General features: G+C 70.7%; 20 protein-coding genes. 9 read left to right on the top strand and 11 right to left on the bottom strand.

Translation table 11 applies throughout. The features are described from left to right. Window positions 1–9: 9 nt before the first annotated feature. From hisS to ACTIFV_RS07775, 3 genes are all read right to left on the bottom strand, one after another. Complete coding sequence (gene hisS / locus ACTIFV_RS07785) at window positions 10–1,266, bottom strand: histidine--tRNA ligase (protein WP_439592313.1); 1,257 nt, start codon at window positions 1,264–1,266, stop codon at window positions 10–12. Between the two features lie 118 nt (window positions 1,267–1,384). Then, complete coding sequence (locus ACTIFV_RS07780; RefSeq protein WP_439592312.1) at window positions 1,385–2,035, bottom strand: MazG family protein; 651 nt, start codon at window positions 2,033–2,035, stop codon at window positions 1,385–1,387. 41 nt (window positions 2,036–2,076) lie between these two features. Beyond that, entirely contained in the window at window positions 2,077–3,273 is a 1,197-nt protein-coding gene (locus ACTIFV_RS07775; RefSeq protein ID WP_439592201.1) for a Na+/H+ antiporter NhaA, read from the bottom strand. 129 nt (window positions 3,274–3,402) lie between these two features. Between ACTIFV_RS07775 and ACTIFV_RS07770 the strand changes: the two genes are divergently transcribed. Further along, window positions 3,403–6,066, top strand: a complete 2,664-nt coding sequence (locus tag ACTIFV_RS07770) for a phosphoenolpyruvate carboxylase (protein WP_439592200.1) — start codon at window positions 3,403–3,405, stop codon at window positions 6,064–6,066. Window positions 6,067–6,133: 67 nt separating this feature from the next. Here ACTIFV_RS07770 and ACTIFV_RS07765 read toward each other — a convergent pair whose 3' ends face one another. Then, on the bottom strand, window positions 6,134–6,733 hold the full coding sequence (locus ACTIFV_RS07765) for a gamma carbonic anhydrase family protein (protein WP_439592199.1): 600 nt from the start codon (window positions 6,731–6,733) through the stop codon (window positions 6,134–6,136). Window positions 6,734–6,882: 149 nt separating this feature from the next. On the opposite strand from ACTIFV_RS07765, the gene ACTIFV_RS07760 reads away from it, so the two are divergent. Continuing rightward, on the top strand, window positions 6,883–7,050 hold the full coding sequence (locus tag ACTIFV_RS07760) for a hypothetical protein (protein WP_439592198.1): 168 nt from the start codon (window positions 6,883–6,885) through the stop codon (window positions 7,048–7,050). A gap of 53 nt (window positions 7,051–7,103) precedes the next feature. On the opposite strand, the gene mfd is transcribed toward ACTIFV_RS07760, so the two are convergent. After that, window positions 7,104–10,718, bottom strand: a complete 3,615-nt coding sequence (gene mfd, locus ACTIFV_RS07755; protein WP_439592197.1) for a transcription-repair coupling factor — start codon at window positions 10,716–10,718, stop codon at window positions 7,104–7,106. Between the two features lie 57 nt (window positions 10,719–10,775). Between mfd and ACTIFV_RS07750 the strand changes: the two genes are divergently transcribed. After that, window positions 10,776–11,510: a hypothetical protein gene (locus tag ACTIFV_RS07750; protein WP_439592196.1), complete on the top strand. Its 735-nt coding sequence runs from the start codon at window positions 10,776–10,778 to the stop codon at window positions 11,508–11,510. 4 nt (window positions 11,511–11,514) lie between these two features. Here the strand turns inward: ACTIFV_RS07750 and pth are convergent, their stop codons facing one another. Together pth and ACTIFV_RS07740 are read right to left on the bottom strand one after the other, a co-directional pair. Continuing rightward, a complete protein-coding gene (gene pth, locus ACTIFV_RS07745; protein ID WP_439592195.1) occupies window positions 11,515–12,099 on the bottom strand; it encodes an aminoacyl-tRNA hydrolase in 585 nt (194 codons plus the stop codon). 100 nt (window positions 12,100–12,199) lie between these two features. Then, window positions 12,200–12,844, bottom strand: coding sequence for a 50S ribosomal protein L25/general stress protein Ctc (locus ACTIFV_RS07740; protein ID WP_439592194.1), 645 nt, complete (start codon window positions 12,842–12,844; stop codon window positions 12,200–12,202). A 213-nt stretch (window positions 12,845–13,057) separates the two neighbouring features. Here ACTIFV_RS07740 and ACTIFV_RS07735 point away from each other — a divergent pair, with 213 nt between their 5' ends. Further along, complete coding sequence (locus tag ACTIFV_RS07735) at window positions 13,058–13,183, top strand: hypothetical protein (RefSeq protein WP_439592193.1); 126 nt, start codon at window positions 13,058–13,060, stop codon at window positions 13,181–13,183. 93 nt (window positions 13,184–13,276) lie between these two features. Then, window positions 13,277–14,725 (top strand): NADP-dependent phosphogluconate dehydrogenase, encoded by a 1,449-nt coding sequence (gndA, locus tag ACTIFV_RS07730; protein ID WP_439592192.1) that lies wholly within the window; start codon window positions 13,277–13,279, stop codon window positions 14,723–14,725. 55 nt (window positions 14,726–14,780) lie between these two features. Here gndA and ACTIFV_RS07725 read toward each other — a convergent pair whose 3' ends face one another. After that, on the bottom strand, window positions 14,781–16,103 hold the full coding sequence (locus tag ACTIFV_RS07725) for an FAD-binding oxidoreductase (RefSeq protein ID WP_439592191.1): 1,323 nt from the start codon (window positions 16,101–16,103) through the stop codon (window positions 14,781–14,783). Between the two features lie 106 nt (window positions 16,104–16,209). Between ACTIFV_RS07725 and ACTIFV_RS07720 the strand changes: the two genes are divergently transcribed. Beyond that, on the top strand, window positions 16,210–17,061 hold the full coding sequence (locus ACTIFV_RS07720; RefSeq protein WP_439592190.1) for a dienelactone hydrolase family protein: 852 nt from the start codon (window positions 16,210–16,212) through the stop codon (window positions 17,059–17,061). 4 nt (window positions 17,062–17,065) lie between these two features. On the opposite strand, the gene ACTIFV_RS07715 is transcribed toward ACTIFV_RS07720, so the two are convergent. Next, the gene (locus ACTIFV_RS07715; RefSeq protein WP_439592189.1) at window positions 17,066–18,079 is read right to left on the bottom strand and encodes a magnesium and cobalt transport protein CorA; all 1,014 of its coding nucleotides are present in this window, start codon (window positions 18,077–18,079) and stop codon (window positions 17,066–17,068) included. Between the two features lie 38 nt (window positions 18,080–18,117). Here ACTIFV_RS07715 and ACTIFV_RS07710 point away from each other — a divergent pair, with 38 nt between their 5' ends. Then, window positions 18,118–19,107 (top strand): NAD-dependent epimerase/dehydratase family protein, encoded by a 990-nt coding sequence (locus ACTIFV_RS07710; protein WP_439592188.1) that lies wholly within the window; start codon window positions 18,118–18,120, stop codon window positions 19,105–19,107. 5 nt (window positions 19,108–19,112) lie between these two features. On the opposite strand, the gene ACTIFV_RS07705 is transcribed toward ACTIFV_RS07710, so the two are convergent. Beyond that, window positions 19,113–19,829, bottom strand: a complete 717-nt coding sequence (locus ACTIFV_RS07705) for an ABC transporter ATP-binding protein (protein WP_439592187.1) — start codon at window positions 19,827–19,829, stop codon at window positions 19,113–19,115. A gap of 49 nt (window positions 19,830–19,878) precedes the next feature. Further along, entirely contained in the window at window positions 19,879–21,333 is a 1,455-nt protein-coding gene (locus ACTIFV_RS07700; RefSeq protein WP_439592186.1) for an ABC transporter permease, read from the bottom strand. Window positions 21,334–21,503: 170 nt separating this feature from the next. On the opposite strand from ACTIFV_RS07700, the gene ACTIFV_RS07695 reads away from it, so the two are divergent. Together ACTIFV_RS07695 and ACTIFV_RS07690 are read left to right on the top strand one after the other, a co-directional pair. Beyond that, complete coding sequence (locus ACTIFV_RS07695) at window positions 21,504–22,232, top strand: response regulator transcription factor (protein WP_439592185.1); 729 nt, start codon at window positions 21,504–21,506, stop codon at window positions 22,230–22,232. 50 nt (window positions 22,233–22,282) lie between these two features. Further along, a complete protein-coding gene (locus ACTIFV_RS07690; RefSeq protein ID WP_439592184.1) occupies window positions 22,283–23,713 on the top strand; it encodes a sensor histidine kinase in 1,431 nt (476 codons plus the stop codon). The last annotated feature ends 33 nt before the right edge of the window (window positions 23,714–23,746 follow it).

The following is a 23,746-nucleotide window of genomic DNA, read 5'->3' as shown; positions in this document are numbered from 1 at the left end:
CGTCGGGTGTCAGCCCAGGGGCTTGACCTCGAGGTCCGTACGCGTCGCGCCGGCCGATACCGTCGCGAAGGCCGTGTATCCGTCGGCCTCGGCCCGCTCCAGCAGCGCCTTGAGGTTCTTCGTGCGCTGCTCGAGCCGCACCCGCGATCCTTCCGCCACGAGAGCCGCCTTGACCGCGAGGAGCTCGCCGGTCGGCACGTCGCGGTCGTGGACGAGGACGACGGCGGATGCCGCGGCATCCGCTCCTCCCTCCAGCAGGTCGACGATGCGCTCGAACCCGATCGAGAAGCCCACGGCGGGCACGTCCTGGCCGAGGAATCGGCCGATCATGCCGTCGTAGCGCCCTCCCCCGCCGAGCGAGTACGACACGGACGGGTGCGCGAGCTCGAAGATCGTGCCGGTGTAGTAGCCCATTCCGCGCACGAGGAACGGGTCGAAGACGAGTGGGATGTCGGCGCCGCCGCGGGCCGCGGCCACCGCGTCGCCGATGCCGACGAGGTGGGCGACGATCTCGTCGGGCGCCCCCTCGGGCAGGGCTTTGCGGATCTGGCGCTCGCCGTAGGGGTTGTACTCCATCGTCATCGGCCGGCGCAGGAACGCCGCGAAGGCATCGGCGGCCGCGGCGGTCGCGTTCCGCTCGCGCAGTTCGGCGACGACGCCGTCGGGACCGAGCTTGTCGAGCTTGTCGATCGTGATGAGCACGCTCGGGCGCTCGCTCTCGCCGAAGCCGAAGGACTCGAGCATCCAGTCCAGCACGCGACGGTCGTTGATCCGGATGCTGCCCCCCTCGAGTCCGAGCGCATCGAGTGTGTCGAGGGTCGCGACGGCGAGCTCGGCCTCGGCGCGCGCCGACGCGTCGCCGATGATGTCGATGTCGCACTGCACGAACTGGCGGTAGCGACCCTTCTGCGGGCGCTCGGCGCGCCAGACCGGCGCGATCTGGATCGAGCGGAACACGGTCGGCAGCTGACCGCGGTGCGTCGCGTAGAACCGCGCGAGCGGGACGGTGAGGTCGTAGCGCAGGCCGAGATCGGTGAGCGCCGCGGGATCGTCGGCCGCCGCCCGGATCGCCTCGGCGTCGAGCCCGCGCGCGAGCACGTTGAACGCGAGCTTCTCGTTGTCACCGCCGATGCCGGCGTGCAGACGCGCGTACTCCTCCATGACGGGCGTCTCGATCTCGTCGAAGCCGTGCGCGCGATAGCGCTCGCGGATGACGGCGAGCACGCGCTCGCGACGGGCCTTCTCGGCGGGGAGGAAGTCGCGCATGCCGCGCGGCGGGTTCACGGATGCCACGGGGCTATTGTTCCAGGTCGATCCCCTGCACGACTCCTCGAGCGACGGCGCAGACCTCGACGCGAGGGCCCGGCGACCCAGCCGTCCCGGACTATGCGCGCTCCGCGTCGCGGATGTCGTCCTCGAGCGCGCGCAGGCGCTCGCGCAGCGCGCGCTCGGCATCCCACCCGTGCGCCCGCGAGACCGCGACGAGCGCGAGCAGCGCGTCGCCGAGCTCGCGCTCCGAGCGCGGTGCCCCATCGTGAACACGGGTGATCCCGTCGAACGGCACGTCGCCGGGGTCGGGCTCGACGAGATCGGTGGGGTTCGGCGCACCGATGCTCGCCGCCTTTCCCAGGAGCTTCTGCGCGAGCGCGAGCGACGGCATATGGCGCGACACCCCGTCGAGCACACTCGTGCGGGAGTTCTTCTCGGCCGCCTTGGCCGCATTCCAGTGCACGAGCACCTCTTCGGGCGTCGTGGCGACCGCGCCGGCGAAGACGTGGGGATGCCGGCGCACCATCTTGTCCGTGAGCCCTCGTGCGACGTCGTCGATGTCGAACGGATCCTCGGTGTCGCGCGAGGCGATCTCGGAGTGGAACAGGACCTGCCACAGCAGGTCGCCCAGCTCCTCGCGCAGTTCGTCGCGCGAGCCGTCCTCGACGGCGTCGATGAGCTCGGCGCTCTCCTCGATGAGGTACGGCACGAGAGCGCGATGGTCGATCTGCTGCGTCCAGACGCATCGATCGCGCACGGCCTTCATGGTGTCGGCCGCTTCGCGCAGGGCGTCAGGGTGATCGTGGCTCACGTGATGCGACTCTCGTTCGGATCGGCGTGGACGGGATCGGCGTCGGCGGCGGCGTCACCCCGCCGACGGTAGTACCTCGCGCGCTGCGACACGAGGATCGCCGCGATCACGAGCGACACGGCAGAGCCGGCCAGGACGCCGAGGGTCGCCTCGTCACGGATGAGCGGACTCCCCGCGAAGGCGAGCTCCGACAGCAGGAGGGACACGGTGAAGCCGATGCCGCCGAGCGCGCCCGCCGTCAGAAGATCGGCGATCGACAGATGGGGCGCTGCGCCCCTGTTCCCGATGCGCAGCGACAGCCAGCCGAAGAGCGTGATCCCGACGACCTTGCCGACGGGCAGCGCGACCAGCACGCCCCAGAACGCCGGCGACAGCTGGCCCGCCGAGACGGCGGGTATGACGACGAGCGCCGCCGAGAAGGCGAAGAGCGGCAGCACGATCGCATTCACCCAGGGCTCGAGCGCGTGTCGCGCGCGCAGCGCGGGCTGCTGGGCCATCGCGAGCCCCAGCGCCACTCCGGCGATCGTCGCGTGGACGCCCGAGAGGTAGACGAGCACCCACGCCGTGATGGCGAGCACGACGAGAGCGAGAGAGATCGCGACGCGACCCCGACCGCCGGAGGCGCGACTGAGCACTCCGAACAGTGCCACGGCCACGAGGGCGAGCGCCAGCATCCCGATGTCGACGCCGTCCGTGAACAGCACCGCGATGAACACGATCCCGACGATGTCGTCGAGGATCGCCAGTGCCAGGAGGAAGATCCGGATGCCGGAGGGGAGGCCCTTGCCGAAGACCGCGAGCACGCCGAGGGCGAACGCGATGTCGGTGGCCGTCGGGATCGGCCAGCCGGAGGCCGCGTCGGACCCGGCCGCGAAGGCGAGGTAGACGGCGATGGGGATGACGACACCGCCCGCTGCCGCGATCGCGGGCTGCAGGGCCTTGCGGGCGGAGTTCAGCTCTCCGTTGGTGAGCTCGAACTGCAACTCGACGGCGACCACGAAGAAGAAGATCGCGAGGAGTCCGTCCTGGACCCAGTGCCCCACCGACATCTCGAAGACGCCGGGAACGCCGAGGTAGGTCTCCTTGACCCCGACGATGGCGGCGCCCCACGGAGAATTCGCGAGAAGGAGGGCGAGGATCGCGGCGGCGAGCAGGACGATAGCGGGAAAGCGGGCAGAACGGAGCAGATGCATCCTGTTCCTCTCGTGGGGTCGGGTCGGTGCCGCCGACCAGACTTCCCGGCACTCCGCACACCACTCTAGCGGGGTCCTCCTGCGTCCCCCCGTGACATTGATGTAACACGGCGGCGATACCGTTGACGGATGCGCGAACTGACCCAGACCGAGGCGATCGACCTCGTCGGCCGCTACGAAGCCGAGCAGGAGATCCCCGAGCAGATGCGCTCGGATGTGCGCATGCTCGGGGCGCTTCTCGGCAAGGTGCTCCGGGAGAGCGGCTCGCCGGGTCTGTTCGAAGATGTCGAGAGCCTGCGGGTCGCGACGATCCAGGCCTACACCGACGAGAGCGACGAGGCGTTCGCCCGCGCGGCCGCGATCGCCGACTCGTTCACGATCGCCCGTGCGGACGAGGTCGCGCGCGCGTTCACGGCGTACTTCCACCTCGTCAACCTCGCCGAGGAGCACCAGCGCGTGCGCATCCTGCGCGAGCGCGACGGGCGCCCCGACCGAGAGGAGGCCGGTGACTCGATCGCCGCCGCCTTCGTGCACCTCGCGGCCGAGGTCGGCGACGACACGGCCCTGGCCCGCCTGCAGGCGCTGCGGTTCCACCCCGTCTTCACCGCGCATCCCACCGAGGCTCGTCGCCGAGCCGTGTCGTCCAGCATCCGTCGCCTCGCCGTCCTCCTCGAAGAGCACGACGCGTCTCTGCGAAACGGCGCCGACCAGCGCCGCGCCGAGCGTCGCATGCTCGAGGAGATCGACACGCTGTGGCGCACCGCGCCCTTGCGCCCCGAGAAGCCCGCGCCCACCGACGAGGTGCGCGCCGTCATGGCGATCTTCGACGAGACGCTCTACACCGCCGTGCCGCACGTCTACCGGCGGGTCGACGACGCCCTGCAAGGACCGGCCGCGGGCGGACGCGCCCCCGTCGTCCGGCCGTTCGTGCGGGTCGGGTCGTGGGTCGGCGGCGACCGCGACGGCAATCCTTTCGTGACGGCCTCGGTCACCCGCAAGGCGGCCGGGATCGCCAGCGAGCACGTGCTGCTCGGCCTCGAGCGGACGGCGGCGCGCATCGGGCGGACGCTGACGCTGGATGCCTCGACCACTCCCCCGTCCGCGGCGCTCACCGCTCTGTGGCAGCGGCTCAAGGACGCCGACGAGGATGCCGCCACCGAGATCGCGAAACGCTCGCCGAACGAGCCGCACCGCCGCATCCTGCTCCTCGTCGCTCGCAAGATCGCCGCGACCCGCACGCGCGACGCCGACCTCGCCTACCGCGACCCCGAGCAGCTGATCGCAGATCTGCGGGTCGTGCAGGACTCCCTCATCGCGGCCCGCGCGCCGCGGCAGGCCTACGGGCACCTGCAGCAGCTGATGTGGCAGGTGGAGTCGTTCGGCTTCCACCTCGCCGAGCTCGAGGTCCGCCAGCACTCCGCCGTGCACGCGAAGGTGCTCGCAGAGCTCGACGCCGGCGCGCCGCGCAGCGAGCTCGCCGAAGAGGTGCTCGAGGTCTTCCGCACGATCGTGTTCCTGCAGGAGCGTTACGGCCCCCGCGCAGCCGGGCGCTACATCGTCTCGTTCACGCAGTCCGCCGAAGACCTCGCGAACGTCCACCGCCTCGCGCGCTACGCCGTCGGGCCGGACGGCACCCCTCCCGTGCTCGACGTCATCCCGCTCTTCGAGACCTTCGCCGACCTGCAGGCGGGGCCGGCGATCCTGGCGGAGATCGTGCAGCATCCCCTGTTCGCCGCGCGACTGGATGCCACGGGCCGCCGTCTCGAGGTGATGCTCGGCTACTCGGACTCGTCGAAGGACGTCGGGCCGGTCGCGGCGAACCTCGCGCTCTACGATGCGCAGGCGCAGATCTCGGCGTGGGCACGTGAGAACGCGATCGAGCTGACCCTCTTCCACGGCCGCGGCGGAGCGCTCGGTCGTGGCGGAGGGCCCGCCAACTCGGCGATCCTCGCGCAGCCGCCGCACTCGGTCGACGGGCGGTTCAAGCTCACGGAGCAGGGTGAGGTCATCTTCGCCCGATACGGCGATCCCGCGATCGCGATGCGCCACATCGATCAGGTCGCCGCCGCCGTGCTCCTCGCGTCGGCCCCCTCGATCGAGCGCCGCAACAGCGAGGCCGCGGAGCGCTACGCCGACGTCGCTGCGGCGATGGATGCGGCATCCCGCGCGCGATTCTTCGAACTCGTCAAGGCGCCGGGCTTCGCACCCTGGTTCGCGCAGGTGACGCCCATGGAGGAGCTCGGCCTGCTCGCCCTCGGCTCACGACCCGCGCGGCGCGGCCTGTCGGTCGAGTCGCTCGAGGACCTCCGGGCGATCCCGTGGGTCTTCGCCTGGACGCAGGCGCGCATCAACCTGGCGGGCTGGTTCGGCCTCGGCACGGCGCTCGACGCCGTCGGCGACGAAGAGCGCCTCGTGCGCGCCTACGGCGAGTGGCCGCTCTTCCGCACCCTGATCGACAACGTCGCCATGAGCCTCGCGAAGGCCGACGACCGCATCGCACGGCACTACCTGTCGCTCGGCGATCGCGACGATCTCGCCACCCTGGTGAGCGACGAGATGGCGCTCACGCGCTCGTGGGTCGTGCGCCTGACGGGCGGCACCGAGCTGCTCGGCAACAAGCCCGTGCTCCAGCGCGCGGTGAAGATGCGCAGCCCCTACGTCGATGCCCTGTCGCTCCTGCAGCTGCGGGCGCTGCGGGGCCTGCGGTCGGCCGAGGAGGTCGATCCCGACCTCCAGCGTCTGCTGCTGCTGTCGGTCTCGGGCGTCGCCGCGGGTCTGCAGAACACCGGCTGAGCGACCGCGCCTGCTTCTCGCTTTCGCGCCACAGATCGGCGGCGCGCGAGCGAGAAGCAGGCGCGCGTCAGTCGACCCGGCGGTCGTGCTCGTGGCGGGCGAGACTGCGTCCGTAGCGCTCGGTGAGCTGCACCATGAGGTCGGGCGTCTCGCGATCGAGGCCGAAGACGTAGCCCGGGAAGTCGAGCTCGCGCTGCGCCGCCCAGATCTCCTCATGCCTGTCGGGCGAGAGGAGCTGCACGGGGTCGCCGACGGCGATCCATCCGATCGGCACGGTCGATTCGGGCGGCAGGGTCGTACGCAGGTGCACAACGGCGTTGATGCGCACCTCCGACCGCTCTCCGATGCGCGCGCCGTTGAACACGCGCGTGCCCGTCGCGAGGAAGACCTCCTCCTCGACGACGGCGCCCGAGACGCTCGCCATGGGGCCGACGAGCACGTGGTCGCCGATGTGGACGGGGTTGGTGGCCGTCGCGCGGATCAGAGCGTTCTCCATGACGATGACGTTCTCGCCCAGCGTGATCGCTCCTCCCTCGGCCGTGATGACGGCACCGTGGAGGATCTGGCAGTCGGGGCCGATCTCGACGTCGCCGCTGATCACCGCGGTGGGCGCGACGATGGCCGTCGGATGGATGCGGGGCTCCGCCCCGAGATGCTCGAACCGCACTGTCCCACCTCTCTGCTGGTTGCGGCCAGCGTAGCGCCGGCCGTCAGCCGATGCGCGGGAGCTGCTCGCAGGTCATGCCACGACTGCGGGGCTTGTCGGGGCTGCGTGTCGCGCCGCACCGGCGCGCGAGCCGGGGCTACCGTGACGTCATGGCACGGATCATCGTCGCCGAAGTCTGCCCCGCGTGCGGGTCGCTCGACGTGCAGCCGCGGGAGCGCTGGTTCCACGTCGATGTCGAACGTCGCGACGCGATCGACGAGGGCTGGATCGACGCCCTCGAGTTCGCGTGCCGGGACTGCCTCGCGGTCTGGATCTGACAGGGATCGGATGAACCCGAGGTCTCGACAGAGTCCTCGGCCGGATCCGCGCGTCAGTCGGCGGTCGTGGGCGCGGCGTCCTTCACGGGCCACAGCTGGTCGATGAGCTGGGCGACCCACGCGATGAGATCGGCATCCGCCACCGCCTCGCCCCCCGCCGTCGGCAGCGGCACGACGAGCGCCTCGCCGCCCGCGACGACCTTCGCCTTCGGGTGCAGACGCTGCAGCCGGACACGCATCGAGTCGGGCAGGTTCGCAGGTGCGAGCCGCAGGTTCGGCCCCATCGCGACGACGTCCGCGAGCCCCGCCTTGGCGGCACGACGCCGCAGACGCGCGACGGCGAGCAGGCCGCCGACCTCGGCGGGCGGGTCGCCGTAGCGGTCGGTGAGCTCCTCGATGACGAGGTCGAGGGCGTCGTCCTTGGACGAGATGGATGCCGCGGACGACAGCTTCTGGTACGCCTCGAGCCGCAGGCGCTCGCTGTCGATATAGGAGTCGGGGATGCGAGCCTGCACGGGCAGCTCGAGGCGGAGCTCGGTGGGCCCCTCGATCTCGTCGCCGCGGAATGCCGAGACGGCCTCGCCGATCATGCGGAGGTAGAGGTCGAACCCGACGCCGGCGATGTGCCCGGCCTGCTCGGCGCCGAGCAGATTGCCCGCGCCGCGGATCTCGAGGTCCTTGAGGGCGACCTGCATGCCCGAGCCGAGGTCGTTGTTGACGGCGATCGTCTCGAGACGGTCCGCCGCCGTCTCGGAGAGCGGCTTCATCTCGTCGTAGAGGAAGTATGCGTACGCGCGCTCGCGTGCGCGCCCCACACGGCCGCGCAGCTGGTGCAGCTGCGACAGACCGTACTTGTCGGCGCGGTCGATGACGATCGTGTTTGCGTTCGAGATGTCCAGGCCGGTCTCGACGATCGTCGTGCACACGAGCACGTCGAACCGGCGCTCCCAGAACGCGTCGACGACCTCTTCGAGCGCGTGCTCGCCCATCTGGCCGTGCGCGACCGCGATCCGCGCCTCGGGCACGAGCTCCTGCAGCTCCGCCGCGACCCGCTGGATGGACTGCACACGGTTGTGGACGAAGAAGATCTGCCCCTCGCGCAGCAGTTCGCGACGGATGGCGGCCGCGATCTGCTTGTCGTTGCGCGGGCCGACGAACGAGAGGATGGGATGCCGGTCCTCGGGCGGCGTCTGCAGCGTCGACATCTCGCGGATGCCCGTGACCGCCATCTCGAGCGTGCGAGGGATCGGCGTCGCGCTCATCGCGAGGATGTCCACGTTCGTCTTGAGCTTCTTGAGGGCGTCCTTGTGCTCGACCCCGAAGCGCTGCTCCTCGTCGATGATCATGAGGCCGAGGTCCTTGAAGATCACCTTCTCGGTCAGGATGCGGTGCGTGCCGATCACCATGTCGAGCGTGCCGTCGGCGAGCCCCGCGAGGATCTCGCGCGCCTGCTTGTCGGTCTGGAACCGCGAGAGCGCCTTGACCTTGACCGGGAACCCGGCGAACCGCTCGGTGAAGGTTTCGAGATGCTGCTTGACCAGGAGCGTCGTCGGCACGAGCATCGCGACCTGCTTGCCGTCCTGGATGGCCTTGAACGCGGCGCGCACGGCGACCTCGGTCTTGCCGAAGCCGACATCGCCCGACAGCAGGCGATCCATCGGGATCGGCTTCTCCATGTCGGCTTTGATCTCGTCGATCGTCTGCAGCTGATCGGGCGTCTCGGCGAAGGGGAACGCCTCTTCGAGCTCGCGCTGCCAGGGCGTGTCGGGGCCGAACGCGTAGCCCTTGGCCGCCATGCGCGCCGAATAGAGCTTGACGAGCTCGACCGCGATGTCGCGGACGGCCTTGCGGGCGCGGCCCTTCGCCTGCGCCCAGTCGCTGCCGCCCATCTTCGACAGGGTCGGCGCCTCGCCGCCGACGTAGCGCGAGAGGAGATCGAGCTGATCGGTCGGCACGAAGAGCTTGTCGCCCGGGAACCCGCGCTTGGAGGGCGCGTACTCGAGCACGAGATACTCGCGCGTCGTCTTGACCGGATTGCGGCCGCCGCTCGAGACCTCGCGCTGCGTGAGCTCGACGAAGCGGCCGATGCCGTGCGTCGCGTGCACGACGGTGTCGCCCGCCTTCAGCTGGATCGGGTCGACGACGTTCTTGCGTCGCGACGCGAGCTTCTTGACGACCCTCTGGTCGCCGCCGATCGTGCGGCCGTAGAACTCGGTCTCGGTGAGCACCGCGAGCTTGGCGTCGGCGGACTCGAAGCCCCGCTCGAGGGTCGAGAGGACGACGTGCGCGACGCCCGGTTCGGGGGCTGCGAGCAGATCATCGACCTTGCGCGCCGCGATGCCGCGGTCAGCGAGCACATCGCGTGCGCGCTCGACGAGTCCGATTCCGGATGCCGCGACCACGACCCGCCAGCCGTCGGCGAGCAGCGAGCCGACGTGGCCGATCGCCCCGTCGACGTTGCCCTGGAAGGACGGCACCGCCGCCCCCGGCACGCGGACGACCGCCGCCGCTTCGAGTGCGACATCGATGTCGGCGTCGATGAGGCCTTCAGCGGCGGCATCGGCCGCCCCCGAGTCGAACGCGCTGAGCGTCCACCACACGTCGCCGCGCGCATGCGCGTCGTCGCGCAGCCGGGGCAGGGTCACGAAGTCGCCCGCTCCGAGGTCGATGGGCGTCTCGGCTCCCGCCGTCGCGGCGCTCCACGCCGCCTCGAGGAACTCGCGGTTGGTCTCGCCCAGCGTCATGGCGCGGGTGACGGAGCGCTCCGGGTCGACCAGGGCGACGGCGGAGGACTCGGGCAGATACTCCACGAGCGTCACCAGCCGATCGACGACCGCCGGGAGGAGCGACTCCATCCCCTCGACCGGGATGCCCTCGCTCATCTTCTCGAGCATGCCGCGCAGGCCCGGGAACTCGTCCTTCAGCTGGAGGGCGCGCGCCCGCACCGCCTCGGTGAGGAGCAGCTCGCGGCTCGCGATGAGCTCGACCGCCGGGACGTCGCCGGGCAGCGATCGCTGGTCGGCGACCGAGAAGGCTCGGATCTGGTCGACCTCGTCGCCGAAGAACTCGACGCGGTACGGATGAGGTGCGGTCGGCGAGAAGACGTCGAGGATGCCGCCGCGCACCGCGAACTCGCCGCGGCGCGAGACCATGTCGACACGGTGGTAGGCGAGCTCGACCAGCCGCCGTGCGACGTCGCCGAGGTCGTGGCCGCGGCCGCCCATCTCGAGTGCGATCGGTGCGATGTCCGTGAGACCCGCCGCCAGCGGCTGGATCGCGCCGCGCACCGATGCCGTCACGACGAGCGGCGTCTCGCCATCCCATCTCGCGACACGGCCGAGCACCTCCAGGCGACGGCCCACGATCTCGGCGGACGGGCTCAGCCGCTCGTGCGGCAGGGTCTCCCACGCGGGGAAGTGCAGCACCTCGGCGCCCGGCAGCACGGAGCCGATCGCGGGGCCGAGCGCATCGGCGCGACGCCCGGTCGGTGTCACGACGAGCAGCACACCGGGCTTGCCCGCCCGCCGACGCCGCTCGAGGAGAGCCGCGAGCATCGGGGCGGCGAGCCCCTCGACGAGGGAGAAGTCGGCGTCGATGGATGCCGCAGCCCCGGCATCCTGGAACGAGTCCGCCTGCTCGAGGGCGCGGACGATCCCGGGAACTGTCACCGCAGAAGTCTACGGCGCACCACGGACACCCCGCCGCGTCGCTCATAGGATGAAGCCGTGAGCGATCCCGTCGTGCCGCCCGTGCCGCCTCTTCCCGCGCGCCCGGCCGCGCCCGTGCCTCCGCAGCAGCCGGCAGCTCCCGTCTCCGAGGAGCGGGCGCCGCAGCCCCCTGGCCCCGCCTCGCACGCGAGCGCCGCGCCGGTAGGCCCGCAGGGCTACGCGCCACCGCAGGGCTACGCGCCACCGCAGGGCTACGCGCCACCGCAGGGCTACGCACCTCCCCAGGGGTACGCTCCCCCACCCGGATACGCGGGGCCCGCGCCGGCGTCGTACGCTGCGCCGTACACGTACCCGGGAGGCGCTGCGCGCCCCGCTGACCTCCCCGCGGCGCCGGTCGCGGAGCGGCCCTCCTCCACGCTCGGACTCGTCGCCCTGCTCGCCGCGATCGTCGCCGCCGTCGTCACGCCGATCGTGGCAGCCATCGCCGGCTTCGCCATCGGAACCGGCGCCGGCCGCGAGATCGCGCTGCGCCCCCTCGACGCCGACTTCGACTGGTCGGTGCTGACACCCGTGCGCGATCAGGTCCTCCTCGGCGAGATCGCGTTCTGGGTCGGCACCGCGCTGGGCATCTGGGCGCTCGTGCAGGGCATCATCGCGATCGTCAAGAACCGCGGTCGTGTGCCCGCGATCGTCGCGGTCATCGCCGCGACCCTCGGCCCGATCGTGTTCGCGGTCGCCGTGCAGGCGAGCCTGGCGATGGGCTTCGCGGCAGGGTCGTCGATCGGCGGGTGAGTGCTCAGTCGCGCGGAGCGTGATGCTTCTGCTGCGCCGCCAGAAGCCCCTCGGCGATGAGCTGCTCGACCGCGTCGGCCGCATCGTCGATCAGGATCGGAAGGTTCTTCCGCTCGGCGGCGCCGAACGGGTCGAGCACCCAGTCCGCGGCGTCCTGACGTCCCATCGGGCGCCCGATGCCGACCCGCACGCGCGGGAACTCCGGGGTGTCGAGGGCCTTCGCGACATCCCGTACGCCGTTGTGGCCGCCGTGCCCGCCCCCGGTCTTGAGCTTGATGGTGTCGAAGGGGATGTCGAGCTCATCGTGCACGACGATGATGTGGTCGGGGTCGACGCCGTAGAACTTCGCGAGCCCCGCGACGGGCCCACCCGAGACGTTCATGAACGAATTCGGCTTCGCGAGGACGATCTTCGCGCCGCCGGGGCGCAGCCACGTCTCTGCGACGCGCGCGTGCGCCTTGTGGGCCTTGAAGCCCTCGCCGCGACGCGCAGCGAGCTCGTCGACGACCATCTGACCGATGTTGTGCCGGGTCGCCTCGTAGCGGGGACCAGGATTGCCCAGCCCGACGACGATCCACGTCTCAGCCATGCATCCATCCTTTCAGAGCGGCACCGCCGCAGACGACGGATGCCGCGCCGCCCCGGTGACCGGTGACGACGCGGCATCCGCGCGGTGTCTGCTGCTGAGATTACTCGGCGGCCTCTTCGGCGGCCTCGGCCGACTCCTCGGACTGCTCGGCCGCGACCTCGGCGTCAGCCTCGGCGATCTCGTCCTCGGCGGCGAGCGTCGCAGCCGGGACCGAGATGGCGACGATGAGCAGCTCGGCGTCGGCGACGAGGGACGCGCCCTTCGGGAGCTTCAGGTCGCCGGCGGTGATGTGCGTGCCGTCCTCGAGGCCCTCGACGTCGACCTCGATGTTCTCGGGGATGTGCGTGGCCTCGACCTCGAGCGCGACGGTCGCGTTGTCGAGGTTGGCGATCGTGCCGGCGAACGGCTCGCCCAGGACGACGATCGGGACGTCGACCTGGACCTTCTCGCCCTTCTTCACGACGAGGAGGTCGATGTGCTCGATGATCTGGTGCACGGGGTCCTTCTGGACGTCCTTGACCAGCGTGAGCTGCTCGGTGCCGTTGACGTCGAGCTCGAGCACGACGTTCGCCTTGCGGATCAGCAGGGCGACCTGGTGACCGGGGAGGGCGACGTGCACGGGGTCGGTGCCGTGCCCGTAGATGACGGCGGGGATCTGGCCGGTCGCGCGCAGGCGGCGGGCGAAGCCCTTGCCGAAGTTCTCGCGGAGTTCGGCGTGGACCTTGGTGTCGGTCTCAGTCGACATGGTGTTCTCCTTGCAGGGTTGTGAGGTCTGGTTTCGACTCGAACGCGCACGCGTGAGGAAAGCCGTGAAGCCTGCAACACCGCGTCGATCACGGATGCTCCGAGCCGGCCGATGCGGCGGCTCGAGCGATCCCTCGCCGAAGTTCAGCGTCAAGTCTACCAGCGGCCCCGCTACGATGAGGAACGCACCCTGTACGCCCCACGGAGGACTCCCATGATCGACAGCCAGCTCGCATCGAACCTGCTCCTGGGCGTCATCGGTCTCATCACGCTCGTCGGCTTCTTCGGCGTCGTCGGAGCCTTCTGGTCGATGGGCCGCTCGGGCTACCGCCAGGACTGACCGCCGCCGTTCTGTGACGCGCCGCCCGGCGCCCCCGCGGACGAACCTCTAGGCTGGGGGCATCCCCCGAACACAGCGTCTTGAGGAGTGCACGTGACCGAGCAGGCAGCGAACATCGGAGTCGTCGGGCTCGCGGTGATGGGGTCGAACCTCGCCCGCAATCTCGCGAGTCGTGAGGGCAACACGGTCGCCGTGTACAACCGCACACACGCCAAGACCGAGGAGCTCGTCACGGAGCATCCCGAAGCCGGCTTCGTTTCCACCGCTTCGTACGAGGAGTTCGCCGCATCGCTCGTCAAGCCGCGCACGGCGATCATCATGGTCAAGGCCGGGGGCCCGACCGATGCCGTGATCGACGAGCTCGTCCGCGTCTTCGAGCCGGGCGACATCATCGTCGACGGCGGCAACAGCCTGTTCACCGACACCATCCGACGTGAGAAGGCCGTCCGCGAGACGGGTATCAACTACGTCGGCATGGGCGTCTCGGGCGGCGAGGAGGGCGCCCTGCTCGGCCCCTCGCTCATGCCCGGCGGCTCCGACGAGTCGTGGGTCACGCTCGGCCCGATCCTGCGCTCGATCGCGGCGATCGCCGAGGGCGAGCCGTGCGTCACGCACGTCGGCCACGACGGCGCGGGCCACTTCGTCAAGATGGTGCACAACGGCATCGAGTACGCCGACATGCAGCTCATCGCCGAGGCGTACGACCTCATCCGCCGCGGCACGGGGAAGACGCCGGCCGAGATCGCCGAGGTCTTCGCCGAGTGGAACAAGGGCGAGCTCGAGTCGTACCTGATCGAGATCACCGCCGAAGTTCTCAGGCAGGTGGATGCCGCGACCGGCCGGCCCCTCGTCGACGTCATCCTCGACCAGGCCGGGGCGAAGGGCACGGGCGCCTGGACGGTGCAGACCGCGCTGTCGCTCGGCACCCCGGTCTCGGGCATCGCCGAGGCGACCTTCGCCCGCTCGCTGTCGTCGCACCCGGAGCAACGCGAGATCTCGCGCGACCTGCCCGGCCCGACGGAGGGCTTCACGGCGGAGGATCCCGACGCGTTCATCGAGCAGGTGCGCCTCGCGCTCTACGCGTCGAAGATCGTCGCCTACTCGCAGGGTTTCGACGAGATCCGCGCCGGCGCCGCCGAGTACGACTGGAACATCGACCTCGGCAAGATCGCCGCGATCTGGCGCGGAGGCTGCATCATCCGCGCCCGGTTCCTGAACCGCATCACCGACGCCTACGCCGAGACTCCCGACCTTCCCGTCCTGCTCACCGCGCCGTTCTTCGTCGACGTGTTCACGCGCGCGCAGGACGCGTGGCGCGAGATCGTCGCGACATCGGCGAAGGTCGGCATCCCGGCGCCCGCGTTCTCGTCGTCGCTCGCGTACTACGACGGCCTGCGCGCCGAGCGGCTGCCCGCCGCCCTCATCCAGGGGCAGCGCGACTTCTTCGGCGCCCACACGTACAAGCGCATCGACAAGCCCGGCACGTTCCACACCCTGTGGTCGGGCGACCGCACCGAGGTCGAGGCGGAAGACACCCACTGAGGCTGTTCTTCGCCCGCCGCGCACGTCTGCGCGCGGCGAGCGAAGCGCCGTCCGGTCATGGGCAGATGTTGTGGTTCCGTGAGAAGAGGTTCTCGGGATCCCACGCGCGCTTGATCCCGGTCAGGCGGGAGAGCGTCGCGGGCGGATACATCCGCGGCACCCAATCGGGATCGATCGACGTCGTGAAGTTTCCGTAGACGCCCACACCCAGGGGCTCGATGGCATCCCACTCGGCGACCGCCGCCGCGCGCTCGTCGTCGTCGAGCATGCCCGGGATGTCGAAGGCGCCGGCCATCGCGAACCATGTCGCATCGCGCGCGGCGAAGGCCGTGGAATCCTGGGCCGCATCGCCGTAGGCGCCGCCGAGCGACCGCAGGAACAGCACCGAGGCGGGATGCGCTTCGCGGAAGGCGACGAGGCGGTCGATCGCGTCGTCACCGAGGTCGGCGATGAGCGCGTTGCCGCCGACGAACCCCGGCATCGGCTGAGCGGGGTCGAAGTCGGGAGCGTCGAGGAGGATGTCGGGGTACGCCCGGACACCGAGATCGATCTCGGTCACGCCCTCGAGCGCGAGGAGCGGAAGGAGCGCCGCACGCGCGGCGATCTCGTCGGGGCCGATCCAGCACGCCGTGATCGTCGCCCCCTCGGGCGCGCTCGGGTCCATCGGCGGGACATCCATGAACGTGACCGTGAGGTCGCGCGGCGCGTCTGAGAGAGCGTCGCGCATCGCGCGCAGGACGGGGCGCGCGTCGCCCGAGACGCCGAGCGTGGCGAAGACGACCGAGGGCAGAGCGTGCGCGCGGAAGTCGAACCGCGTGACGACGCCGACGTTGCCGCCGCCACCGCGCAGGGCCCAGAGGAGATCGGGATGCGAGGCATCCGTCGCCTCGACGACCTCACCTGCCGCCGTCACCAGCTGCGCGCTCTCGAGCTGATCGGATGCGAGGCCCCACGCACGCACCATCCAGCCGATCCCGCCGCCGAGGGTGAGACCGCCGACGCCGACCGAGGCCGTGTCACCGGAGCTGACGCCGAGGCCGTGCGCGGCGAGTTCATGCGCGACCGCGCCCCACGTCGCACCGCCGCCGACGCTCACGAGGCTGCCGTCGACGGCGACGTCGGCGAGCGCCGAGAGATCGATCGTGAGTCCGCCGGGCACACTCCCCCACGCACTGTGCCCGCCGCCCCGGACCATGACCGGCGCACCGACCGCCGACGCCCAGCGCACCGCGGCCTGCACGTCGGCGACCGATCGAGCGCGCACGACGGCGTCGGGCTCGCCGATGCCGGAGTGGAAGAGTCGGGCGGCGTCCCAGCCGTCGTCGCCGGGCGCGACGACGGCCGAGGGCAGGGCGGAGCGGAGACCTTCGACGTTCATGTGCGCCACCATAGCGAGCGCAGCCGACATCGGCGGCGCCGCTACCGAATCGCTCCGGCGCGGGCAAGCCCTTTCGACGGCGCGCGGCTCGACCTACGATCGCGGCATGAACCGCACCGCGAAGCTGGCAGGCGCCGCCGTCGTCGCCGCCGCACTCCTCCTCGCCCCCGCGGCCGCGTCCGCACAGACCGGGCTCGCGTCACCTGCCGCCGTGTCAGCCGTCGTCGCCGGGCTCCCGGTCGCGACCACCACGGTCACGGTCTCAGAGAACGGCCGCCGCTTCTCGGCACGCCTCGTCCAGCCCACGGCTCCGGGCGTCTATCCGGTCATCGGGTTCGGCCACGGCTTCACGCAGTCGGCCAGCCGCTACCAGTCGACGCTCGCAGCGCTCGCCTCCAGCGGCTACATCGTCATCGCTCCCAACACGCAGACGGGGCTCCTGCCCAGCCACTCGTCGTTCGCGGACGACCTCACCGTGGCGATCACGTGGGCTCAGCGCACGCTGCCGAACGCCGATCGCGCGCTGGACGCCGTCGCCGGGCACTCCATGGGCGGCGGTGCCGCGGTCCTCGCGGCATCCCGCGCGCCCGGCATCGACGCCGTGGCGACGCTCGCGGCCGCCGACACCCGGCCCTCGGCCGTCGCTGCGGCGCCCGGCATCGCCGCCCCGTCGCTCTTCGTCGTCGGTTCCTCCGACACGGTCGTGCGCCCCGCATCCACGCGCTCGATCTTCGCCGCCGCTCCCTCGCCGTCGGCCTTCGTGTCGATCACCGGCGGGTACCACTGCGGCTTCCTCGACTCGTCGTCGTTCTTCGGATTGGGCTGCGACCGCGGCGCCATCCCGCGGGGAGCGCAGCTCGCGCTGTCGAACGGACTGCTCGTGAGGTGGCTCGACGCGACGCTGAAGGGCGGACCCGCGCTCGCGTTCCCGCCGGGGACGACCGGCGAGACGAAGTAGCGCCCTACAGCCAGTCCTTGCGCTTGAAGACGATGTAGAGCGTGACGCTCGTCGCGACCATGAGGCCGAGTGCGACGTAGTAACCGTACGTCCAGTGGAGCTCAGGCATGTTGTCGAAGTTCATGCCGTAGATCGTGCCGACGAGCGTCGGGGCGAACAGGATGGCCGCCCACGACGAGATCTTCTTGACCTGGTCGTTCTGCTGCAGCCCGAACTCCGTCATCCGGCGCATCTCCTCGTTGCTCTGCTGGTCGACGAGGCTCGCGTGCACCGTCAGCGCGTTGTCGAGCGTCTGCCGCAGGCCGTGCACCTTGTCGATCACGTGCCGGGCGCGGTCGTCGAGATCATGGAAGGCGGGCGCGGCGGCGGTGTGCGTCGATGCGCGCACGACGTCCTGGAGGCGGTCGAGCATGTCGCGCAGAGGGTCGGTCGCGTGCTGCAGATCGATGACCTCGCGCTGGAGACTGAAGATGCGTCGAGACACCTTGGGCTTGTCGGAGAAGATCTCCTCCTCGATCTCGTCGATGTCGTTCTCGACGCCGTCGAGCACCGGCGCGTATCCGCCGATCACCGCCGACATGATCGCCCACACGATGCCGAAGGTCCCCTTGCGGAGCACTTCGGGGTGGTCTTCGAGATCATCGCGCATGCGCGCCGGGTCGATGAGGTCGTCACTCTGGACCGTGACGACGTAGTCCGGGCCGACGAACAGATCGACCTCGGAGCACTCGAGACGTTCGGTCTCGTCGATGTAGCGCGCCGGCTGCAGGACGAGGAAGACCATGTCGCCGAATTCCTCGAGCTTGGAGCGCTCGTGGCCGCGGAGGGCGTCGCGGACGGCGAGGGGATGCAGCGCCAACGGCTCGACGAGGGATTCGAGCTCGGCGGGCTCGGGCGAGCGAAGGCCGATCCACACGATCCCGCCGCGCGCGCGGGCGTCGGCGATCGCCTCGGCCGGACTCGCACCGCGGGTGACTGCGGCGCCCTCGACGTAGACGGCGGTGTCGATGACGGACATGGCGTTCAGCCTACGGTCGGCACCGTATCGTGAGGGTCATGACGAGCATCCTCTACCTCGGCGGAACCGGAACCATCAGCGCGGCGAGCGTGCGCCGATCGCTCGAACGCGGTCACGACGTGACGGTCCTGAACCGCGGCACGGCACGCCGGCCCGTCCCCGACGGCGTGCGCGAGGTCGTCGCCGACGTGCGCGATCCCGCAGGGCTTCGCGAGGCGCTCGGCGGCGGAGAGTTCGATGTCGTCGCGGACTTCCTGTCGTTCGTGCCCGAACACGTCGAGAACATGCTCGGCGTCTTCGAGGGTCGCACAGGCCAGTACCTCTTCGTGAGCTCCGCGTCGGCGTACGAGAAGCCGCCGTCGCACCTGCCCGTCACCGAGCGGACACCGCTCGTGAACCCGTTCTGGCAGTACTCGCGCGACAAGATCGCCTGCGAGGACCTGCTGTTCCGGGCGCACGCCGAACGGGATCTGCCGGTCACCGTCATCCGCCCGTCGCACACCTACGACCGGCAGTTGCTCCCGACGATGGGTCACTGGACCGACATCGCCCGCATGCGGGCGGGCAAGCCCGTCGTCGTGCACGGAGACGGCACGACGCAGTGGACGATCACGCACGCCGACGACGTCGCGGTCGCCGTGACGGGGCTTCTCGGCAACCCCGCCGCGATCGGCGAGGCGTTCACCATCACGGGCGACCACGCCCCGACCTGGAACAGCATCTACGGGTGGCTGGCGGATGCCGCGGGCGTCGCCGACCCCGATCTCGTCCACGTCACGAGCGACGCGATCGCCGCCTTCCGCCCCGAGCTCGGCCCGACGCTTCTCGGAGACAAGGCGCACTCGATGGTGTTCGACAACGCCAAGGTGCGCGCACTCGTGCCCGAGTTCGAGACGACCGTGACCTTCGACGAGGGCGCGCGCGGCATCCTGGCGTACTACGACGGCCATCCGGACGCGCAGGTCGTCGACGAGGATCTCGACGCCGCGTTCGACCGGATGGCCGCCTTCGCCCGCTCCGCGGGCTGACGCGCTCAGCGCGTGATGTCGCGCACGGTCCCCTTCTCGAGTCGCAGCCGGCGCGACGCGCGGCGGGCGACCGCCGAGTCGTGCGTGACGACGATGAGGGTGAGCCCCTCGGCGTTGAGCCCCTCCAGGAGCGCCAGGATCTCGTCGCGCATGCTCTCGTCGAGGTTGCCCGTCGGCTCGTCGGCCAGAAGGACGCGCGGGCGCTTGACGATCGCGCGCGCGATCGCGACGCGCTGCTGCTGACCGCCCGACAGCTCGCCCGGCCGGTGATCGGCACGATCGGCGAGCCCGACGTGCGCGAGGGCCTCGGCGACGCGCTCCGCGCGCTCGGTCCGAGCCAGACCGAGCGGTTCGAGCGCCATGTCGACGTTCTCGGCGGCTGTCAGGGTCGGAATGAGGTTGAACCCCTGGAAGACGAAGCCGATCTCGCTCGCGCGGATGCGCCCGAGCTCGGCGTTGGATGCCGTCGCGATGTCGATCTCGCCGAGCTGCACGGCGCCCGTGCTCGGGCGGTCGAGAGCGCCGAGCAGCTGCAGGAGCGTCGACTTGCCGCCGCCCGTCGGCCCTTGGATCGTGACGAACTCGCCTGCCGCGATCTCGAGGTCGACGCCGGCGAGCGCCTTCACGACGCGATCCTTCTGCCGATAGGTGCGCGTGACGTCTGCGAGTCGGTAGAGGCGGGCGAGCGGCGCCTCCACGGGCGGCTGCTGGGTCTGGGTCATGGACACGGTGTCTCCTTCACGGATGATGTTCTGACTGGTCATGGATGCCTCACCCCACCGATCGGAGGGCTTCGGCCGGGCTGAGCCGCGCTGCGCGCCAGCCGCCGAACGCGCCGGCGATGAGGCCGGCCGCCACGGCGAGTCCGACCGCCGCGACGACGACCCACAGGGTGAACGGCGCGTTGAGCACGACGTCCGCGGATACCTGAGCGGTGCCGCCCAGGAAGCCGGGGCCCCCGCCCTGCGTCATGCCGCCCGGCCCGCCCGGCATCGTCTCGGCCGCAGGAGCGGTCGAGATCGTCGGCGAGACGAGATTGATCGCCCAGATGCCCGCGAGGCCGATCACGAGGCCGACGGCACCGCCGATGAGGCCCTGGACGAGGGATTCGCCGGCGACCTGGCCGACGACGCGGCCGTTGGACCAGCCGATCGCCTTGAGCGTGCCGAACTCCCGCGTGCGGCGCGAGACGCCCGAGATCGTGAAGAGCACGGCGAGCAGCACCGCGACGGCGAGCACGATGATCGACAGCCACGTGCCGAGACTCGTGATGAGCGACGAGGCGCTCGAGAGCGAGCCCGACACCGTCGAGGCGAGGTCCGACTGCGAGCTGACCGTGGCATCCGGAACCGCGTCCTCGATCGCCGCCTGGACGGTCGCGATGCCGTCGGCGGACGCCGCCTGCACGTACACGGTCGAGAGCACGTCGCCGGCGCCCGAGAGCTCCTGCGCCACGTCGAGGGGGATGTACGCGTTCGACGCGGTGTCCGCGCTGCTCGACGTGGACGAGACGACACCGACGATCTCGAACGAGGTTCCGCCGAGCTCGATCGTGTCGCCGACGCCGAGGTCCGCCGTCGTGGCGTAGGTGGCGTCGAGCACGGCGACGAAGGCGCCGTCGTCCGACGACTCCAGAGCGCGGCCGTCGTCGACCGACACGGCCGACAGGGGCCCCACCGCGTCCGCCGCGGGGTCGATGCCGAGCACCGTGACGGAGTCGACGCCGAACGACCCGCCGCCGAATCCGCCCTGCGCCCCGCCCTCCGGCGGCGCCTGCTGCGTCTGGTCGGTGCCCTCGGCGGGGCGCTGCGGCAGCTCGCCCGAGAACGTCATGTTGGTGAGGCTGAGGGCGCCGGATGCCGCGGCCACCCCGTCGACGCCGGACACGGTGTCGAGGATCGACGCATCGAGGGTCGAGCGCATCGGCTCGGTCATGAGACGCGACTGGCTGAGCTCGGTCGAGCCGTCCTCGCCCGTCGTCCCGGCGTCCTCTCCGAAGTCGAATCGCTGCCCGCCCTGACCGGGCTCGGCCTGAGCGCCCGTCACGGTGAGGTCGGTGCCCACCCCGTAGACCGACGCGAGCGCCTGGGCTTGGGCATCCCGCACCCCTGCGGCCAGCGAGTTGACGATGATGACGAGGGCGATCGCGACCGCGAGGCCCGCGGCCACGATGATCGTCTGCTTCTTGCGGCCGGCGAGCTCGCGCCGGAGATACGTGCCGTACATGCGGCTCCTTCCAGGCCCGCCTCGGGCCGTCGACACCGAAGCTAGGGACGCCGTCGATGCGACGGATCAGCGGAGCCTATGAACCGCTGATGGATGCCGCGGCACGGACTCACAGCGAGCGCATAGCCCGCTCCATAGGAACCGCATAGGAACACGGGCATCATGTGATCATGACGACGCCCGCCACCGCCCTCACCCGTCCCGACGGCACCCCCCTGCGCGTGCTCGTGGTCGACGACGAGCAGATGCTCACCGACCTGCTGTCGATGGCGCTGCGCATGGAGGGGTGGGAGGTCAAGACCGCGGCATCCGGCTTCCAGGCGCTGCAGACGGCTCGCGAGTTCGCCCCCGACGCCATGGTGCTCGACATCATGATGCCCGACCTCGACGGCATGGCCGTGCTGCAGCGGCTGCGTCAGTCCGGCGACGACGTGCCCGTGCTGTTCCTGACGGCGAAGGATGCCGTGAGCGACCGCGTGGCAGGACTCACGGCCGGCGGCGACGACTACGTCACGAAGCCGTTCAGCCTCGAAGAGGTCGTCGCACGCTTGCGCGGCCTCATGCGCCGCGCGGGCACGGCGTATGCGAGCGGCGCCGAGCCGATCCTGCGGGTCGCCGACCTCACCCTCAACGAGGACAGTCACGAGGTCGAGCGGTCGGGAGCCGAGATCGAGCTGACGGCGACGGAATTCGAGCTGCTGCGCTTCCTCATGCGCAACCAGCGCCGAGTGGTCTCGAAGGCGCAGATCCTCGACCGCGTCTGGAACTACGACTTCGGCGGTCGCTCGTCGGTCGTCGAGCTGTACATCTCGTACCTGCGCAAGAAGATCGACGCGGGTCGTGAGCCGCTCATCCACACCGTCCGCGGCGTCGGGTACATGATCAAGGCCCCGCAGTGACGTCCGACGCTGCTCCACGACGGAGGCGGTGGAGCCTCCAGTCGCGTCTCATGGTCACGATCATCGGGATCGTGACGTTCATCATCGTCGCGATCGCCTTCGCGACGAGCGCGATCCTCGGTCAGATCCTGCAGACGAATCTCGACGCGAAGCTGCGGTCGACCGCGACAGAGACGGCGCAGAGCCTCTTGCGCCAGTTCCCGCCGACGGGTGAGGAGCTCACGGCGCAGGATGTCCTCGATCAGGGATGGCAGGAGCGGGGCACCGTGCTCGTCCTGCAGTCGTCGTCTTTGAACACGACCGGCGCCTTCGTCGCTGAGCCGGGCGATGTGCGCGAGCTCTCGGCTGACCAGCTGCAGGAGGTCGTGGACGCCTTCACCGCGCCAGGCCCCTCCCCCGTTTCGATCTCGATCTCGGCGCTCGGCTCGTACCGCGTGACGGGCGTACCGTCCCAGAGCTACTACGCCGTCGTCGGCGTCTCGCTGGGCGAGGTCCAGTCGACCGTCGCGCAGATCATCACGACCGTGGCCCTCGTGACGGCCGGCGGCCTGCTGCTCCTCGCGGCGACGATCGCCTTCGTCGTGCGCTCGGGACTGCGCCCCCTGCGCAGTGTCGCCGACACCGCCGAGCGGGTCGCGACGATGCCGCTGGATCAGGGCGAGGTCACGATCACGGAGCGGGTTCCGGATGCCGAGACCGACGACCGCACCGAGATCGGCCGCGTCGGGCTCGCGCTCAACACTCTGCTCGATCATGTCGGGACATCCCTCGACGCGCGCCAGCGCAACGAGGAGCGCATGCGACGCTTCGTCGCCGACGCGAGCCACGAGCTGCGCACGCCGCTCGCCTCGATCCGCGGGTACTCGGAGCTCTCGCTGCGCGACCGCTCGCTGAGCGAGACGACCGAGTCGTCGCTCGAGCGCATCCAGGCGCAGTCGCTGCGGATGACGTCGCTCGTCGAGGACCTGCTGCTCCTGGCACGGCTCGACGAGGGTCAGGAGCTCGTCTACGGATCCGTCGATCTCTCTCGTCTGTCGATCGAGGCGGTCGGCGATGCGCAGGCCGCGGGACTCGACCACGAGTGGGTGCTCGAGCTCGACGACGAGCCGGTCGTCGTCGCGGGCGACTCCGGGCGCCTCACGCAGGTGCTCGCGAACCTGCTCGCGAACGCGCGGGTGCACACGCCCGAGGGCACGACCGTGACCGTGAGCGTCGCGCATGAGGCCGACGAGGCCGTCGTGCGCGTGCACGACGACGGCCCCGGCATCGATCCCGACCTCGCCGACGAGCTGTTCGAGCGCTTCGCGCGCGCCGACCGCTCCCGAGCGCGCAAGACCGGGGGCACGGGACTCGGACTCTCGATCGCCCGCGCGATCGCCGAGGCGCACGACGGGTCGCTCTCGGTCGTCAGCGAACCGGGCGACACGACGTTCGAGCTGCGGCTTCCGGCCGTCAAGCCGGCGCAGCCCGCGGCATCCTGAGCTCCCCACGCTCTGCGCGTCATCTCGGTTCGG

Origin of the sequence: Microbacterium sp. (assembly GCF_051860965.1) — a bacterium.
In the GTDB taxonomy this organism is placed as follows: Bacteria; Actinomycetota; Actinomycetes; order Actinomycetales; family Microbacteriaceae; genus Microbacterium.
Note: the sequence above shows the minus strand (reverse complement) of the source record. Positions and strands in the feature narration are given on the sequence as shown.

Excerpts from the sequence above, each read along its gene's own strand:
- ACTIFV_RS07775 (WP_439592201.1), bottom strand. The coding sequence starts at position 3,273 with ATGCATCTGCTCCGTTCTGCCCGCTTTCCCGCTATCGTCCTGCTCGCC.
- ACTIFV_RS07770 (WP_439592200.1), top strand. The coding sequence starts at position 3,403 with ATGCGCGAACTGACCCAGACCGAGGCGATCGACCTCGTCGGCCGCTAC.
- ACTIFV_RS07695 (WP_439592185.1), top strand. The coding sequence starts at position 21,504 with ATGACGACGCCCGCCACCGCCCTCACCCGTCCCGACGGCACCCCCCTG.
- hisS (WP_439592313.1), bottom strand. The coding sequence starts at position 1,266 with ATGCGCGACTTCCTCCCCGCCGAGAAGGCCCGTCGCGAGCGCGTGCTC.
- pth (WP_439592195.1), bottom strand. The coding sequence starts at position 12,099 with ATGGCTGAGACGTGGATCGTCGTCGGGCTGGGCAATCCTGGTCCCCGC.
- ACTIFV_RS07735 (WP_439592193.1), top strand. The coding sequence starts at position 13,058 with ATGATCGACAGCCAGCTCGCATCGAACCTGCTCCTGGGCGTCATCGGT.
- ACTIFV_RS07710 (WP_439592188.1), top strand. The coding sequence starts at position 18,118 with ATGACGAGCATCCTCTACCTCGGCGGAACCGGAACCATCAGCGCGGCG.
- ACTIFV_RS07700 (WP_439592186.1), bottom strand. The coding sequence starts at position 21,333 with ATGTACGGCACGTATCTCCGGCGCGAGCTCGCCGGCCGCAAGAAGCAG.
- ACTIFV_RS07720 (WP_439592190.1), top strand. The coding sequence starts at position 16,210 with ATGAACCGCACCGCGAAGCTGGCAGGCGCCGCCGTCGTCGCCGCCGCA.
- ACTIFV_RS07780 (WP_439592312.1), bottom strand. The coding sequence starts at position 2,035 with ATGAAGGCCGTGCGCGATCGATGCGTCTGGACGCAGCAGATCGACCAT.
- ACTIFV_RS07725 (WP_439592191.1), bottom strand. The coding sequence starts at position 16,103 with ATGAACGTCGAAGGTCTCCGCTCCGCCCTGCCCTCGGCCGTCGTCGCG.
- ACTIFV_RS07705 (WP_439592187.1), bottom strand. The coding sequence starts at position 19,829 with ATGACCCAGACCCAGCAGCCGCCCGTGGAGGCGCCGCTCGCCCGCCTC.
- ACTIFV_RS07760 (WP_439592198.1), top strand. The coding sequence starts at position 6,883 with ATGGCACGGATCATCGTCGCCGAAGTCTGCCCCGCGTGCGGGTCGCTC.
- ACTIFV_RS07690 (WP_439592184.1), top strand. The coding sequence starts at position 22,283 with ATGGTCACGATCATCGGGATCGTGACGTTCATCATCGTCGCGATCGCC.
- ACTIFV_RS07715 (WP_439592189.1), bottom strand. The coding sequence starts at position 18,079 with ATGTCCGTCATCGACACCGCCGTCTACGTCGAGGGCGCCGCAGTCACC.
- ACTIFV_RS07740 (WP_439592194.1), bottom strand. The coding sequence starts at position 12,844 with ATGTCGACTGAGACCGACACCAAGGTCCACGCCGAACTCCGCGAGAAC.